12 protein-coding genes are annotated in these 16,101 nt (G+C 52.9%); 9 read left to right on the top strand and 3 right to left on the bottom strand.

Going from position 1 to position 16,101, the window contains the following annotated elements:
- The 4 genes from TRICHSKD4_RS11610 to TRICHSKD4_RS11595 all read left to right on the top strand — a co-directional run bounded on the left by TRICHSKD4_RS11610 (nt 1) and on the right by TRICHSKD4_RS11595 (nt 8,536).
- Nucleotides 1–1,509, top strand: a complete 1,509-nt coding sequence (locus TRICHSKD4_RS11610) for an MBOAT family protein (RefSeq protein WP_009467448.1) — start codon at nt 1–3, stop codon at nt 1,507–1,509.
- Nucleotides 1,510–1,519: 10 nt separating this feature from the next.
- Entirely contained in the window at nt 1,520–3,292 is a 1,773-nt protein-coding gene (locus TRICHSKD4_RS11605; RefSeq protein ID WP_009467447.1) for a hypothetical protein, read from the top strand.
- A gap of 230 nt (nt 3,293–3,522) precedes the next feature.
- The gene (locus tag TRICHSKD4_RS11600) at nt 3,523–7,029 is read left to right on the top strand and encodes a PAS domain S-box protein (protein ID WP_009467446.1); all 3,507 of its coding nucleotides are present in this window, start codon (nt 3,523–3,525) and stop codon (nt 7,027–7,029) included.
- A 28-nt stretch (nt 7,030–7,057) separates the two neighbouring features.
- Complete coding sequence (locus TRICHSKD4_RS11595; RefSeq protein WP_009467445.1) at nt 7,058–8,536, top strand: sigma-54 dependent transcriptional regulator; 1,479 nt, start codon at nt 7,058–7,060, stop codon at nt 8,534–8,536.
- A gap of 74 nt (nt 8,537–8,610) precedes the next feature.
- Here TRICHSKD4_RS11595 and TRICHSKD4_RS11590 read toward each other — a convergent pair whose 3' ends face one another.
- The 3 genes from TRICHSKD4_RS11590 to TRICHSKD4_RS11580 all read right to left on the bottom strand — a co-directional run bounded on the left by TRICHSKD4_RS11590 (nt 8,611) and on the right by TRICHSKD4_RS11580 (nt 11,843).
- On the bottom strand, nt 8,611–9,183 hold the full coding sequence (locus TRICHSKD4_RS11590) for an NUDIX hydrolase (protein ID WP_009467444.1): 573 nt from the start codon (nt 9,181–9,183) through the stop codon (nt 8,611–8,613).
- A gap of 4 nt (nt 9,184–9,187) precedes the next feature.
- Nucleotides 9,188–10,033, bottom strand: coding sequence for a hypothetical protein (locus TRICHSKD4_RS11585; protein WP_009467443.1), 846 nt, complete (start codon nt 10,031–10,033; stop codon nt 9,188–9,190).
- Between the two features lie 457 nt (nt 10,034–10,490).
- Nucleotides 10,491–11,843 carry an IS1380 family transposase gene (locus tag TRICHSKD4_RS11580; RefSeq protein WP_009466009.1) on the bottom strand — a complete coding sequence of 451 codons (1,353 nt, stop codon included), beginning with the start codon at nt 11,841–11,843 and terminating at the stop codon, nt 10,491–10,493.
- A 277-nt stretch (nt 11,844–12,120) separates the two neighbouring features.
- Between TRICHSKD4_RS11580 and TRICHSKD4_RS11575 the strand changes: the two genes are divergently transcribed.
- From TRICHSKD4_RS11575 to TRICHSKD4_RS11555, 5 genes are all read left to right on the top strand, one after another.
- The gene (locus TRICHSKD4_RS11575; protein WP_009467439.1) at nt 12,121–13,149 is read left to right on the top strand and encodes a nucleotide sugar dehydrogenase; all 1,029 of its coding nucleotides are present in this window, start codon (nt 12,121–12,123) and stop codon (nt 13,147–13,149) included.
- A 59-nt stretch (nt 13,150–13,208) separates the two neighbouring features.
- Nucleotides 13,209–13,595 carry a transposase gene (locus TRICHSKD4_RS11570; RefSeq protein WP_009465943.1) on the top strand — a complete coding sequence of 129 codons (387 nt, stop codon included), beginning with the start codon at nt 13,209–13,211 and terminating at the stop codon, nt 13,593–13,595.
- A complete protein-coding gene (gene tnpB / locus TRICHSKD4_RS11565; protein ID WP_009465831.1) occupies nt 13,592–13,939 on the top strand; it encodes an IS66 family insertion sequence element accessory protein TnpB in 348 nt (115 codons plus the stop codon). The genes TRICHSKD4_RS11570 and tnpB overlap by 4 nt, the downstream gene beginning before the upstream one ends.
- 69 nt (nt 13,940–14,008) lie before the next feature.
- Nucleotides 14,009–15,535, top strand: a complete 1,527-nt coding sequence (locus TRICHSKD4_RS11560; protein ID WP_009465942.1) for an IS66 family transposase — start codon at nt 14,009–14,011, stop codon at nt 15,533–15,535.
- Between the two features lie 86 nt (nt 15,536–15,621).
- Nucleotides 15,622–15,996, top strand: a complete 375-nt coding sequence (locus tag TRICHSKD4_RS11555) for a UDP-glucose/GDP-mannose dehydrogenase family protein (RefSeq protein WP_009467438.1) — start codon at nt 15,622–15,624, stop codon at nt 15,994–15,996.
- Nucleotides 15,997–16,101 lie beyond the last annotated feature (105 nt).

The following is a 16,101-nucleotide window of genomic DNA, read 5'->3' as shown; positions in this document are numbered from 1 at the left end:
ATGGTATTCAGTTCGCTGGAGTTTATGTATCTGTTCTTGCCGCCCGTGCTTTTGGGTTTTTTGTTTCTCCGATACCTGCGCTGGGAAAATGGCATCATCTGGTGGCTGACGCTTAGCTCACTTGCCTTTTACGCCTGGTGGACGCCGGTTTATTTGCCACTTTTACTCGGATCGGTGGTAATCAATTATGGCTTTCACCGCATCCTGCTGAAGGTGCCAGACCGGTATATTCTCACCTTGGGAATTGTCTTCAATTTGGGGCTCATTGCGATCTTCAAATACGCCGACTTTTTTATCGGCAATGCCAATATGTTGGCCGGGGCTGAATTTCCGCTTTTGCACCTTGTTTTGCCGCTGGCTATTTCCTTTTTCACCTTCCAGCAAATCTCGTTCCTGATCGACACGTACAAGGGCGACGTTTCGCATTGCGATTTCGCCAGATACACACTGTTCGTTGTCTTCTTTCCGCAATTGATTGCCGGCCCGATCGTAATGCAAAAGGAGACGATCCCGCAGTTCAGGATGACGGTTTTTCAGAACCGGCTGGTAATGAATTTTGCGGTTGGCGGAACCTTGTTCGCGATCGGATTGTTCAAGAAAATCGTTCTTGCTGACGGCGTTGCGCCCTATGCCAATGGTGTCTTCAATCTGGCAGAAACCACATCAGGCGTGCCCTTTGAAGCGGCGTGGATCGGGGCTTTGGCCTACACTTTCCAGCTCTATTTCGACTTTTCGGGCTACTGCGATATGGCGCTTGGTCTTGCGCGCCTGTTTGGCATTCGCCTGCCGGTCAATTTCAACTCACCTTATAAGGCAACCAGCATCTCCGATTTTTGGCGGCGTTGGCACATCACCTTGTCACATTTTCTGCGTGACTATTTGTACATCCCCCTTGGTGGAAACCGGACCGGTCCTGCGCGCCGCTATGCCAACTTGATGATTACAATGCTTCTAGGCGGGCTTTGGCACGGGGCAAGCTGGACGTTTGTGTTCTGGGGGGGATTGCACGGGTTTTATCTTGCTGTGAATCATGCTTGGTCCGCCGCTGCTGAAAAGGGCTATATCCCGAGCATTCTGCCTGCACCGCTGTCTTCACTCACTGCACGCGCACTGACACTTCTGGCTGTTGTTGTTGCGTGGGTGTTTTTCCGGGCAGAGAGCTTCGATGGGGCGAGCAACATCCTCGCTGGTATGGCGGGTCTCTCAACCGTATACGAGCCTAAGCTCTGGGAGGACGTTGTCTCTTACACAACCCCCGTTTGGGCAATGCTGGCTGCGCTGGCTACGATCGTGTTTTTGTTGCCCAACTCCATCGAGTTCACCGAGAAATACAACCCGGTGCTTGGTTTGAAAAAGCTCTTTAGACACCGTGAAGACGCCAGCTTCTTGCCGCTTCGTTGGCAACCGACTTCAAGCTGGGCTTTTGGAGTTTCGCTCCTGTTCGGCGTCGCTCTCATACAGACCTATCGTTTGTCTGAGATGACCGAGTTCATCTACTTCAATTTTTGACGGGGCGATCATGAACAAAACAATTGGTCTCGGGTTCTTGTTTGTCGTGCTCATGTCGGCCCCCTCTTTTGCAGGAGGGGAGACAAGCACTGGCGACACTCTTGCGATCCCTTCAAGGGGTTTGGAGGTCGATCTTGAAACGGGCAATGTCCGATTGCGGGGTGTGGAAGGTCAGTGTCTTGAAAAAGTGTCCAAGGCTGGGCCCCATGTTTTGGTGGTCGAAAAGAGACCAGGGGATGACCGACCTTCCATCATGGTTGACGGAACTGAGCGCTTCATAAACGCAAATAAGGAAACGCGAGCGCGGCTTGGGTCCGTTCACTTAACCAAAACAGGGGACGTATTTGCGCTGCGGCAATGGAAAACCGGCGCAAAACAAACCGAGTTGCTACAGAATGCAAATGTGGTTCTGAGCTGGCCACGAAACATATCTGCGAAGCTCATTCGGGTTGACGACGCAGCGATTTATGTCCTTGAGGCAAGCCATCGAAACCTTACCAAACTGGTTAGTTATGCTCTTCCGCTTTTGCAGGTTGACGAGCATGGCTCCAAGACGCTGATTGATTTTAAAGGCTGCCATGTCGACAGGCTTCGCCTTCGAAAACAAACAGTTTGGGCGAAACTTGAGTGTGACGACCAGCGGGGTGCTGGAATATTCAAAATTCCGCTTGCAACTGGCATCATTGAAAAACCGCTTCTTTCTAAAGCTGATGCCGACTTTATCTCGTTGCCGAAGAGAGAAAGAAGGAGGGCTGGCGAGACCTTTTTGATCGCCGCCGGTTCACAGTCGGCTTTGCATTTCTTTCGCGCTGTCAATGGTTTGATGCTTTCGCAAACTGGCGAAGTGCGGGCCTGTTCCTCGGATGCGGAGGGCCTGCAGAGTTGGAACCAAAGCTATCGTCTTCAAGCCTTGAGCTTGTTGTATGAAAAAACCGGCGACAACACTTTCGCCCAGCTGGCCTCAAAATCCATAAGGCTGACGCTCGCTGCCCAAGATGGCCTTCAAGAGCGCGCTGGGCCGAACAACCCAGAATGCGGGTGGAGCTCCACGATTTATGGAGGAGGACATGAGCGGCTGAGTTTGCTGATCAATCAGGCTGTGATCGCGAACGCGCTTTCATCTGCCTGCTCGCGGTTGGGGAGCATGTGTTCGTACGCAAATTCCCAACAGATCACGAAGACACTTCAATGCTTGAAAGGAGCATATGAACCGAATTTCGATGCGGCCACCGGTCTATATCGGATTGCAGATAAAATCGACTTTCGGTTTGCAGGAAAGGTCGCCCCCTGGAACTGGCAGATGTCTTTCGCGGCGCTTTTAGGCGCGTTGAGCGAGGACAAGGCCAACCAACGAGCGCAACAACTTGCTGATCGCTTTCTTGATGAGTGGGATAGTGATGATCAGGGATCTTTATGGCGATATTGGCCGGAGGCCTATTACCTCGAAAAGGGGCTCGAGGACCGGGATATCAAGGACCAACGTTTTGAGGATGTGGGTCATGCAGGAATCAGCCTGCTTGCGTTGAAGAACTTCAAAATCGATGATGTTCCTGATGCCGTGCGGGCTCGCTTGGATCATCTCTTGTCGTTCAAGCCAGCGGTTCCATGTGATCTTGATGGAGATGGGCCACCATCCCCCCGCTGGTTTCCAGCCGGAGGATGGGCCGACTATGCATCTGACAGTTTTGCAGCAACTTATGCCGACCCTGTTCCACGCGGAAACTCAGCTGACCGGATTTATGCCCGGGCAAGGCTGATGATCCCAACGCTCCCTTTGATCTGAGGCTGGCAATCTTCGAGTGTGAGGAGGCGTGCCAGCTACTTGAAAGCCATGAGTTTGATAGTTGGCAATCTTTCATGGCGCACAATCCGTTGTTCGAACTTCGATCTCACAATTGAAGGATGAAATGATGTTTGGCTGGGGCAACTAAAAATTCACTCCTCTTGATTGAACGTAGACCTAAAGACACCATGCGTAAGACCGACAAACCAGAAGTGGCAAGGACCGACGTTATGCGGATGTGGATTAAGAGGATTGGCCTCGATGCCACTTTTTGGCTGGTGTTGGTCTTCATCGTTGCATCCGCAACTGCGGCCTATGTCATCGCGGTCGACTTTGGCCAAAAGACGCGAACCAGAGATCTCGCGGCTGCTGCTCAATCCCAGTCTGACCTTCTAACAGCCGCCCGGACTTTTTATTCGCGCGAAGTCGTCGATAAACTCTATTCATCGCAGGATGTCGTGGTCTCGCATGATTACCACGACAAGGAACTCACCATTCCCGCTCCCGTGTCCATGACCTTGGCTCTGGAGGATGAACTCCGTGTTCAAGGATCAGACAGCACCATTCGGATCCTTTCCAATTATCCCTGGCCGTGGCGAACGGATCGCAGGCTTGATGATTTTGAAACGCAGGCCATGGAAAGCTTGCTGAAAAACCCGGATGCTCCTTTTGAGGAACTGGTTCAGCAGGATGGTCGCGCCTTTTTCCGAAGTGCGCGAGCGGTGGTGATGGAAGGCAGCTGCGTTGCTTGCCATAACACTCACCAGGATTCCCCAAAGACCGATTGGGAGATTGGCGACATTCGGGGCATTCAGGAAGTCGTTATCCCCGCCAGCGAGCTTTATGGAGATGGCTTTACCTCCATTGATAATCTGATTTTCATGTTGGTGGTCGCTTTTTTGGCAGCGCTCGCCTTGACCCTTGTTCTGACAAAACAACGCCAGAGGGCGATCAAGAATCTCTCCGATCTCGCGGCAGAAGAGCAGAGAAAAAACAAGGCGCTGCAAGCGGCTACTCAGAGAGCCGAACAGGGAGAGGCCCAGGTTTCTGCCATTCTTGAAAATATGCTGGATGGGGTTTTGACGCTGAACCCATCGGGAGACGTGCTTAGTATCAACCCTGCAGCCCAAGAAATGTTCGGGCTCCAAGATGAAGATAGCTTGGAGAACATCGAAGTCTTCAAGGTGCTCCCGGCAATCGCTCAGTTGATTAAACCGCTGTCAATGGATGAGGTTGGACGCATCCGAGCAGGCTCAGATAGCAGCAGCAAACGCCTTGAAACGTCGGCCCGGCGGCTTGATGGTCAACACTTCCCCTCTGAACTCTCTTTGACCAGAACACGCCTTGGCGGCGTTGAAACATTCACGGCCATTGTGCGGGATCTGACGGATCAGAAAAAGGCAGCGGAGGAACTCCGCCGCGCGGAGACAAGGCTGGTAGACGCGATCGAATCCCTGCCGGATGGGTTCGTACTCTATGACAAAGATGATCGCTTGGTGGTCTGCAACAGCAAATACAAGGAGTTCTATCACTTAAGCGCCGACCTGTCTGAGCCGGGCAATCGGTTCGAGGACATTATCCGCGAAGGTGCACACCGTGGTCAGTATCAATTCGACGCCGGAACTGTTGACGACCGGATTGAACAGCGTTTAGAGCAACACCGCAATCCCGGCGAGCCCATGGAGCAGTTCCTTGCGGATGGCAGATGGTTGCGGGTTTTTGAGGCTCGAACCAGTGAAGGAGGACTTGTTGGTTTCTGTGTCGACATCACCGAGCTGAAACATCGTGAGCAAGAGCTGTTGCGCAGTCAGGGGCTGCTGCAAAATGTGGTGTCTGCTTCTTTTGATGGCGTGATTGTCATGAACGCTGAAGGTGTTGTTCTGGACTTTAATCCGGCTGCTGAGGATGTGTTTGGCTGGACATCCGATGAAATCGTTGGTGAGCGGTTGTCGGACTTTATTATTCCAGAGCATTTGCGTGAAGCGCATGAAGCTGGACTGTCACATTATCTGGCTACTGGTGAAGGGCCTGTCATCGGGAAACGAATTGAAATTCAAGGGCTCCATAAACAGGGACATATTCTCGAGGTCGAGCTTGCGATCCGCCAGACCACCAGTGATACTGGCCCTCTCTTTCTTGGGTATGTTCGAGATATTACGGAAAGAAAAGCCGCCGATGAGGCGCTGCGTGATGCCAAAGAGCGTGCAGAAGCCGCAAATGAAGCCAAAGCGAAGTTTCTGGCGATGATGAGCCACGAGATCAGAACGCCCATGAACGGAGTCCTCGGTATTCTAAGCCTCCTTCGGGACACCAACTTGAATCCGGCGCAGGAAATCTATGTCAAAACGGCAAGAGAATCCGGGCGGTCCTTGCTTGAGCTCATTAATGACATTTTGGATTTCTCCAAACTGGAGGCCAGCCGCGTAGAGCTTGATCAGGCGCCTTTCAATCTACGAACAGCGGTCAAGAGCGTTGTCGATCTTTTCACGCCAATAGCGCAGGAAAAGGCGCTTGAGCTGAACTGGAGGTTCCCGTCTGACCTTCCGCGAAATGTTGTCGGCGATGCTGGTCGTTTGCGTCAGGTTCTCCTGAACTTTGTGTCCAACGCCATCAAGTTTACCGAGTTGGGTTCTGTCGAAGTCAATGTTGGTCTGGAAAAAAGTGATCCGCAAAAACCGGTTTTCCGCTTCTCTGTCAAAGACACTGGTATCGGCATACCGGCAGAAAAGCATGATGCGTTGTTTGGCGACTTCGTCACGGTTGATGGGGCATCGACTAAGCGTTATGGTGGCACTGGATTGGGGCTGGCAATCAGCAAGCAGATCGCAGATTTGATGGAAGGCGAAATCACACTTGAAAGTCTCCCCGGTGCTGGAAGTACGTTCCATTTCTTCGTGCCACTCACGCTCTCGGAGGAGACTGTGGGGGACGAAGAGGAAGCTCATTTAGAAGAACTGCCTGAACTCAAGGAAGGGCTGGTCGTCCTTCTTGCTGAGGACAATACAACCAATCAAATTGTTGTTAGTCATGCGCTTGAGCGCATTGGCTGTGATGTCGATATTGTCGACAACGGGAAAGCGGCGCTGAGAGCGGCGCATCAACGCGACTATGGCTGTATTTTGATGGACATTTCCATGCCTGAGATGGATGGTCTGGAAGCAACGCAGCACATTCAAAGCGAAACACGAAATGCCAACACGCCGATTATTGCTCTGACCGCCTACGCTCTGCGTGGAGACCGGGAGCGGTTTCTATCGGCAGGTATGTCAGACTTCCTGGCCAAGCCAGTTGAAAAGGAGGAATTGGTCGCCTGCATTGCCCGCAATCTTGCGAGCAAAGATACGTCTGCAAAGGCGGAAGGTGCTCCTTACCATGCAGAAGATTTGGATGCAGCTCGGGAAATCATGTCCACGATGCCACCTGAGCTACAGAAAAAGTTCCTCTTTCAGTTCCTTATGGACACAAGAGACCGAGCAGAAGCCGCTTCGTTTGCGTACGAAAATTCTGACCTCATTGAGTTGGAAAGAGCCACACATTCATTGAAAAGCATGGCTGGAAGTTTCGGTGCGACTGACCTGGTCACCATTTCAACAATTATCAATTCTCTGTCGAGAGACGGCAACGAAACAGCAGCATTTGCAATGCACGCGGAACTCCAGACTGCCTGCGGTTTAACGATAGAAAAAGTAATTAAACTCGCTGAGGAGATGGGTGTCGACATTGGCACCGAAGGGTGATTACCTCAGTGGGTGCGAGGAGATTGAATTGAAGGTATTGATTGTAGAAGACACGCTTTCGCTTGCGACTGTCTATGAGCACAAGCTCAACAGAGCAGGATTTGAAACCGCCCACGTTGACACGGGCGCTGCTGCGCTATCCCGGCTTCGCAAAGGTGGCGTCAGTGTCATGTTGTTGGACCTTCAGCTTCCCGACGTTCATGGTCTTCAAATCCTGGAGACTGTGAGAAGCGAACAGCTTCCCGTCACTGTGGTTGTTGTGACAAGCTCAGGCTCCATCAAAACGGCTGTGGAAGCGATGCAGGCCGGTGCTTATGACTTTATCGTCAAACCGGTGGCAGACGAGCGGTTGATTACAACAGTTCGCAATGCACTTGAGCGCGAAACCCTGACCGAAGTTGCTTCCACCGTTCAAAAGCCGAAGGTGAGTAATTCCAAAACCGGCTTTGTGGGATCTTCGCTTCCCATGGCCGCCATTTACAAGATGATCGAGAGCATTTCCCGCTCCAATGCAGCGGTCTTCATCACCGGCGAAAGCGGAACGGGCAAGGAAGTCTGTGCTGAAGCCATTCACCGCTCGAGCCCGCGCTCCAAAGGAGCATTTGTCCCGCTGAATTGTGCAGCGATCCCGAAGGATCTTATTGAATCGGAGATTTTTGGCCATCTCAAAGGCTCTTTCACCGGGGCGACGTCTGATCGGGATGGCGCCGCAATGAAAGCAGACGGTGGTACACTGTTTCTGGATGAAATTTGTGAGTTGGAACTCAATTTGCAGGCCAAACTGCTGCGGTTCCTGCAAAGCGGTTCCATTCAAAAAGTGGGCAGTGACACACTAAAAAAGGTTGATGTTCGGGTGATCTGCGCGACCAATCGCGATCCGTTGCGGGAAGTCGAAGAGGGGCGTTTCCGCGAAGACTTATTTTATCGGCTGCACGTTCTCCCGGTTGACATGCCCCCGTTAAGAGCTCGCGGTGCGGACATTTTGGAATTGGCCAGGCACTTTCTCGATATTTATGCACGTGAAGAGGGCAAGGAGTTTCAAGGGTTCTCAGTTGAAGCGGAAGAAGCGCTTATGGCGCATGGCTGGCCCGGGAATGTTCGCGAAATGCAGAACCTCGTTCGCAAATTGATCGTTTTAAATGATGGGCCGATTATTGAAGCCGATATGATTTCTGTTGTTCAGGGACGCACTCCTACCCCTGCCAGAGAAGCAGCGCCAATCCCCATGCGCATTCCGGGGAAGAGTGTTCCAGCGCAGACTGACGTGGGCGGGAATTGGCCCCATCTTACATTGCCACTCGGTCAACCATTTGAAATACTTGAAAGACAGATTATTGAAGCAACGATTGACGCGTGCGGTGGCAGTCTTCCCAAGACTGCTCGGGTTCTTCAGGTAAGCCCATCAAAGCTCTATCGCAAAAAAGAACTTTGGACGGCGCAGGAAGAGAAAGAGGCGATTTCAACCAGTGCAGAAGATGAGCCGGTTGAAGCTCCGGCACTGACCTGAATTACCAAATGCTCTGATGCGTCTTGCACCCGCTCGAAAGTGTAGCGGGTGCCAAGGGGCCTGATCCTGTAGTGTCAAACCGACGGAAACATCATTTCTGCCATGCCAATTGCGGCCACATGTGAGGCAATAGGCACTAGACCGGAGGTTGCCATCAGTCGTAGATCATGTCTGGACATGGTCACGAGCGTGGCATCTTCCAGATCACCTGATTCAATCTCATTCAATTTCACGACGTGATGGGCAATGAAGATTTGGGATCGGGCGATCTTTTGATTACCATGCAGGATCATGGATGGGCCAACTGTCCACCGTCCGCCGCCATATCCGGTTTCTTCAAGCAGTTCGCGGCGTGCCGCGAACTCGGTCTGCTCCCCTGCATTCACCTGACCGCCCGGCAGGGTGAGGCATACTTCGCCAACGCCATGTTTGTATTGCCGCAAAACCAGCGTTTCGTTTTTTTCCGTGATTGCATAGATCGTCGCAAATGATGGAAGCTTGATCTGATAATAATCCGAAACGATTTGATTGTTTGGCATGAGAACAGACTGACGATTCACTTTTACCCTGTTTGGGGCATCAAATACGGCGACCTCGTCCAGAAGACGCCATGTTTCCTGATTGGGTTTGGGTTTAACCGTTGTCACAGCGTTAGGCCTTCTGAAATTGTGCGTTGGGAGTTTGGAGGCGTGGTGTCGCGGATGCTTTCAGAATTTTGCGCTCGTGACACAGAAGCTGGCTCACATCACTAGGGTCCGCCACAACGGAAATCATATCCGTGTCTGACAAGGCCTCGCAAAATGGTTTTAGATATCCCGACATCGTATTTGGAGCGAGGCATGTGATCAGCCGCGCCGATTTGTGACGGCGACGGAGATGATCGCGAACCAATACGGTTGAGAAGCTGCTTGGAACGATCAACAAACTCGCTTCACTATCCCGACAAATCTGGTAGTTGGTGAAGCGTATCTTGAACTCGGCTATGATTTCGGAAAGTTCCTGATGCTTCCGTTCCCAAGCAAGATATTTTGCCGTTTCCCTTGCTGTGCTTTTTGTGCCCGAAAGCTGCAGCCGCAAAGTAGCGGAGCCGCTTTCTAGGACTGGGGCGTTCTTCTTGTCATAGGCGCTAGACCTGACAACGTTGACCATAAATTCGTAAAGGTCATCACTAAAATCGTGGTCATGGCGGAGCAGGAGTTCTTCCCTGCGCCACATTTCAGTTCCAGCTGAAGCAAAGATGCCTTCAAAACCATTTCGGATCGAAAGTGGCAAGCGAGCCATGACGGAACTGTAGCTGCCATTGGAAATGGCATAACAGGGTGCAAGCTCTACAAACTCTCGCAGGTACTCACCAAAATGATGATCTAGTTGTCCAAAGTTGGATGGTACCAGAATATCTAGATCAAAAAGGAACACATTGTTTGCAGCTGGCGTCTGACGCTTTAGGCTGTGATAAGGACCGCGTATGGTGCTGCTGTTTTCGGATTGCGGGAACATGGCAACTCCTTTCCATGTGGTTTGGGAGTGCATTGCAATTGTCCGGCCAGCTTTAGAATTTTCTGAAAGTTTATTAAATTCAATGATTTCAGAGTTTTTGATTTATTGAAAGTAAACAGAAAGAGCTCAAATCTTCGCAAATCAGTAATTTGGTTTTCAAATCGAAAAACGTTCGATATTGGCCTCCAGCTGGACATTCATGATCATATGTCCTCCCGCTTTGGAAGCAATTGGGTCGAATGAATGCACGGATATTTCCCAAGTAACTGTGTGTTGCGACGAGGTTGACCGTTTTCACGGACGTTTGCAACTCTGACGGCAGCGTTGTCGGGGCGATTATCGATTTTGACGGTTACGTAAGCGCGGTTTTTGAGCTTTTCGTGGACTTTATCCCGTTTGGGCTGCGACAAGACACAGCTGTGGAGCCGCATTTGTGTTGGTTTCGTTGTTTGGAGCGTCATGCAGGCCTCGGCGGGGGCTTGAGGGCGCGGATTGCGGCGAGGATTCGTCCGAAGACGTAGCCTGATACAGCCACCTCTGCCAGTTGGAACGTGATTTTGCGCGCATGGCGTACGACCTTTGCCCCGATTTTGATGAGGCGGCTCTGGATACTTGTCAGCGACCAGTCGGCGACCTCTTCCGGGAGGTCTAGCCCTTGCAGGAAGACACCAAGGTTATACGCCAATGCGTGAAGCTGAAGCCGGACCTCATTGTCACAGAACCGCTTGCAGGACAGGCGGGTCCAAGTGATGGCGTTCTTGCCTTCTTTGATGTGCTGTTCGGCTGTGCCGCGCTGATTGTAGAAGCGGATGATCCATTCCGGCTCCATCGGCAAGTTGGTGACGACAAAACCCACGCGAGGGAATAGATCACCGGGATACCATTCGATCTTGGCAACCACCTGACGGGGCTTGCTCCATGAAGCAGCCTGATACTCAAAAACCTCATAGAAGCGCTTGATCTTTGTCTTTGAGGGACGTCCCACGGGGCGGGTCAGCTGATGGCTGATCTTCTCTTCCAGCACAGCGTTCTTTTTGAGGCGGATGGCGTAGCGGTACCCTTCAGCCTCTAAAGTCTCGTAAAGTTCCGGAATGGCAAAGGCGGCATCAGCGCGAAAGAAGCGCATGATGTCGCGCTCTGCATAGCGCGCAATGACGGGTATCAGAAGAGCCTTCCAGTCATCCGCGCTGTGGACGCTGCCATTGCGCAGGGCACAGCGTTCCAAGTGGCCAAACTGATTGAAGATGAACAATGGGTGATAGCAGTTGCAGCCGAAATGCCCGTTCCATGCGGTTCCCTCCTGAGCGCCATGGGTGGGGCTGACAGAGCTATCCATGTCCAAGGTGATGTAGTTCAGTCCTTGGCGACCATGCACCGCATCAATCCATTGACCGGGCATATCGGCCAAGGCTTCCCTGTTGGCGGCAGTCGCGAGCACCTCAGTCTCAAAGCGGCCCATCTGGGAGGAGGATGCCGCCTGAGTGTCAACGGCACGGCCCCCGATAATCTGGCGCATTACCGGGTCACGCGACAGACGCACGGCATCATTCACATCTTCATAGCCCGCAAGGCGACCAAATATCGATTGGCGCAGCAGGCCCATCAAGGTGTGAACGCCATTCTTACCTTTGCGGGTATCCCGAAGGAACCGAACCGCTTTGCCGAAAAGGCCAAGGGCGTCATCAAGCTCCCGGTAAAGCAGAAGACCGCCATCAGAACTGATCTTTGAACCGTGGAATTCCAACCGCACCCGAGGGTCAAAATCCAGCCGAAAATCGCTCTCAGAACCCGCACCCGTTGGGTGTGCCATTTTTCAGCCCTCCGTCATCAAGTAACACGCTGTAATATAAAGAGAAAAATAGGATAGAAGAAGCTAAATCAGCTGACTACTTGGGAAATCCGGGATGCATAATCATAACTTTGTATTTCAAAAATGAAATTTACAATTCTAAATCGCAAACATTCGAATTCGATCTGTGACGGTAACGAATTGTTAAGATGCTGGTTTTGTTAAGATAATTTTTGCCATCTGAGTTTGGCACACAACTTTTTGTTTGGACTGCGGGTCACCGCAGGAGGACAGGCAGATGAACAAGCCGATCAAACAATTTGAATTTGCAAAAAACTTGCCATCTTTGGATGTGAACGTTGGCGTCTCGAAAAAGGCAATCAGTGTTATCGGACTTGGGTATGTCGGAGCCGTCTCTATGGCATGCCTCGGCTTTCTTGGTCACCGTGTTGTTGGCGCGGATGTCGATAAAGACAAAGTCGACACTGTTGGTAATGGCCAAAGCCCCATTGTTGAAAACAAGCTGGACAGCCTTTTGCAGGAAGCTCTTGGCAAGGGAATCTTGTCCGCAACTACAAACGTAAAAGAGGCTGTTGCAGAGACGGATGTCACATTTGTTTCTGTTGGCACTCCAACGAGCGAAGATGGCGGATGTGACACGCGCGCAATTGAAGCCGTGGCCCGATCAATCGGTGAGAGCATTGAGCAAAAGGACGAGTTTCATGTGGTGGTTTTGCGGTGCTCAGTTCCTCCTGGCACCACTCTGACTGTGATGAAGCCGATCATTGAAGAGGTTTCGGGCAAGGTTGCCGGTCGGGATTTTGGCATTTGCTTCAATCCGGAATTCCTTCGGGAAGGGACGGCGGTTGACGACTTTCACGAGCCTCCGAAAACAGTCATTGGTGTAACAGACCCGAAGACCAGCAAGATTATGGCTGATATCTATGCGCCGGTCGATCAAAACCCGATTGTTACGACCGTGGAAATCGCGGAACTCGTCAAATACGTTGACAATGTCTGGCACGCTACAAAGGTCTGCTTTGCCAACGAAGTTGGTCGCCTGTGCAAGCCACTTGATATTGACAGCCATTCGGTCATGGACATCTTTGTTCAGGACACCAAGCTGAACCTGTCTCCTTACTATTTGAAGCTAGGGTTTGCGTTTGGTGGATCGTGCCTTCCCAAGGAAGTGCGGGCCGTCTCTCACCTTGCAGCTGAACTGGATGTGGACTTGCCGTTGATCGACGCCTTGATCCCTTCCAACGCACGGCAGGTAGAACAGGCATTAGCGCTTGTTGCAGGTGAGCGTTCGGTATTCCCGCTCTGACGGGGAGCGCAGTGGGGTGATAATGTCCATTTTCGTTAATGGACATTGTGAGGCACATTTTGGGTACGAAGAAGGGCAGCAAGAAGCGGTTTTGGTCGGATGACGAGAAGCGGTCGATCTGTTTGCAGGCCAGAGTGCCGGGGGTTTCGGTTGCGCAGGTTGCGCGCCGCTCTGCGATGAATGCGAACCTGATCCACAACTGGCTGCGTGATGAGCGGTTTGCGCCAGAAGACAGCGATTGCGTCCTTGATGGAGCGGCGTTTCTACCAGTGGAGATAGAGGGCCCGCAGGCCGCACCAGGCCACCAGATCGCGGCGCTTGCCTCGGATATGCCGTTGTCGGCTCAGCGGGTTGATATCACGCTGTCGGACGGGCGGCGGGTATTGGTGGAAGGGACGACGGCGCTGCCGACGGTGCTGGCTTTGGTTGAAGGTCTAATGCCGTGATCCCCGTGCCGTCCAACGCGCGGGTTTGGCTGGCTGCCGGGGTGACGGACATGCGGCGCGGGTTCAACACTTTGGCGGCTCAGGCGGAGAAGGTTCTGGAGCTTGATCCCTATTCTGGACATCTGTTTGTGTTCCGGGGACGGCGCGGTGATCTGCTGAAGATCATCTGGTGGGATCGACAGGGCGCATGCCTGTTCAGCAAGCGCCTTGAGAAGGGCCGGTTTGTTTGGCCTGCTGCGAAGGACGGTAAGGTCAGCGTGACGCCCGCGCAATTGTCGATGTTGCTTGAAGGCATAGACTGGCGGATGCCGCAAAAAACATGGCGGCCCCTGAGCGTCGGATAGGCCAATATATTGGCGTTTGCGCGCCTCTCGGGATTCAACTTACGCCCTTGATCTGATATAAGATCGAAGATGCTGAAGGACCTTGATATCACCCCGGAGGACCCCGCCGAATTGAGGGCGGTGAACCGCCTTCTGGCCGACGAGGTCAAGGCTCTGAGCCTCAAGGTCGAGCAGCTTCAACACCAGTTGCACGGGGCCAATCGGCATCGGTTCGGCTCCAAGTCTGAGGGTCTGGATCAGCTCAATCTCGATCTGCTCGAGGACGCCGAGATTGTTGAGGCCGCTGAAGACCAGGCAAAACAGCCCGCCCCGTCGCAGGAGGGAGTTGATCCAAAGCCGAAGCGCAAACACAGCCGCAAGCCCTTGCCGGATCATCTGGATCGGGAAGACGAGGAGCTCTCTCCCGGTGATGAATGCGGTCGTTGTGGTGGCAACTTGCGCACCCTGGGTGAGGATGTCACCGAAGAGTTGGAATACGTGCCGGGACGCTTCAAGGTGAAGCGGATCATCCGGCCCCGCAAAGCCTGTTCATGGTGCGAGGCGATTGTGCAAGCGCCGCTGCCATCGCGCCCCATTGAGCGTGGGCGGCCCGGACCGGGATTGTTGGCCCATGTTCTGGTAAGCAAATATGCCGATCATTTACCCCTCTATCGCCTGAGCCAGATCTTTGCCCGTGAAGGCGTCGATCTGGACCGCTCGACCATGGCCGACTGGGTTGGTCGCTCGACGGCCCTGCTGGAACCTCTTGCCGATGCCATCGGACGGATGGTGCGGCAAGGACCTGCGCTTTTTGCCGACGATACGCCCATCAAAATGCTGGCCCCCGGCAACAAGAAGACCAAAACGGCGCGGGTCTGGACCTATGTGCGGGATGAGCGTGCCTGGTCTGGCCAATCGCCACCCTGTGCATGGTATCAGTTCACGGTGGATCGCAAAGGAGAGCATCCCGTTGCTCATTTGTCGGGATACAAGGGCTGGGTCCATGCGGATGGATATTCCGGGTTCAACGGTGTGTTCGGTGACGACAAAGCCGATGAGATGGCCTGCATGGCGCATGTACGACGCAAGTTCGTGGATGTCTTCTCCTCGCAGGGCAGCGCCATTGCCGAAGAAGTCATCCGCCGGATTGCTGAGCTTTACGCTATCGAGAAAGAGATCAGGGGCATGCCCCCCGAAGACCGCGCTACCATCCGGCAGGCTAGGGCAAAACCGATCTTTGACGCCTTGGAAGAATGGTTGCAGACGCAATTGCCCAAAATCTCGGGAAAGTCACCACTCGCGCAGGCCATCCGCTATGCCTTGGGCCGAATGCCGAAAGCACGCCCATACCTTGAGCTCGGCCATCTGGAATTGGATAACAACACCGCCGAGCGCGCCGTTAAACCCGTCGCCATCGGACGCAAAAATTGGATGTTCTCAGGCTCCCAAGGCGGCGGCAAAGCCATGGCTATCGCTTATACCCTGATCGAAACGGCCAAGCTCAACGGTGTTGACCCTCAGGCCTGGCTGACCTGGGTCCTCGGTCAAGTCGCCGACCACAAAATCACACGCCTCGACGAACTTCTGCCCTGGCGTTACGCTGCTCAGGCAGCGTAACAGGCCGCATCGGTGTCGCGCCAGAGCGCCTTCGCCGGACGGTCACTGTTGCAGAAACCGGTGCCAAGAAAGTCGCTGTTTTAGGGGTGGCGTTCAAACCCGGTACTGATGACCTTCGAGAGAGCCCAAGCCTTGAGTTGATTTCCGGTCTTCAGGAAAAGGGCGTCGAAGTGACAGCTTATGATCCCGCGCTCGTTCCCGGACCACATTTCCTGAAGCAGTTCGAATACATGCAATATGCGCTGCCTCATCTCAAACAGGTCACGGAAGATTTGCCGGAAATTCTGCGTGAGACGATCCTTGGAGCCGTGGATGGTGTGGACGCAATCGTCGTCGTTCAAAAAATGCCGAACCTTCTAGGGTTGCTGGAAGCAACTGGAAACGAGGCAACGGTGATTGATTTGGTCCGGATGGCGCCGAAGCCTCCAACGGCTGCAAACTATATTGGAATTGGTTGGTAATTGAGTGCACCCTACTGCCTGCTCCTGAGCGCACCCCCGGCGTTCTATAGGAGCAGGCCTTTTTCGATGCGGGCTGTTTAAAATCAAAACGCGTTCAACTTTCCG

Origin of the sequence: Roseibium sp. TrichSKD4 (assembly GCF_000148725.1) — a bacterium.
Taxonomy (GTDB): domain Bacteria; phylum Pseudomonadota; class Alphaproteobacteria; order Rhizobiales; family Stappiaceae; genus Roseibium.
Note: the sequence above shows the minus strand (reverse complement) of the source record. Positions and strands in the feature narration are given on the sequence as shown.

What these genes read in the sequence shown, in the direction of transcription:
- TRICHSKD4_RS11610 (WP_009467448.1), top strand. Translation starts at nt 1, where the DNA reads ATGGTATTCAGTTCGCTGGAGTTTATGTATCTGTTCTTGCCGCCCGTG.
- TRICHSKD4_RS11605 (WP_009467447.1), top strand. Translation starts at nt 1,520, where the DNA reads ATGAACAAAACAATTGGTCTCGGGTTCTTGTTTGTCGTGCTCATGTCG.
- TRICHSKD4_RS11600 (WP_009467446.1), top strand. Translation starts at nt 3,523, where the DNA reads ATGCGGATGTGGATTAAGAGGATTGGCCTCGATGCCACTTTTTGGCTG.
- TRICHSKD4_RS11585 (WP_009467443.1), bottom strand. Translation starts at nt 10,033, where the DNA reads ATGTTCCCGCAATCCGAAAACAGCAGCACCATACGCGGTCCTTATCAC.
- TRICHSKD4_RS11580 (WP_009466009.1), bottom strand. Translation starts at nt 11,843, where the DNA reads ATGGCACACCCAACGGGTGCGGGTTCTGAGAGCGATTTTCGGCTGGAT.
- TRICHSKD4_RS11575 (WP_009467439.1), top strand. Translation starts at nt 12,121, where the DNA reads ATGAACAAGCCGATCAAACAATTTGAATTTGCAAAAAACTTGCCATCT.
- TRICHSKD4_RS11560 (WP_009465942.1), top strand. Translation starts at nt 14,009, where the DNA reads ATGCTGAAGGACCTTGATATCACCCCGGAGGACCCCGCCGAATTGAGG.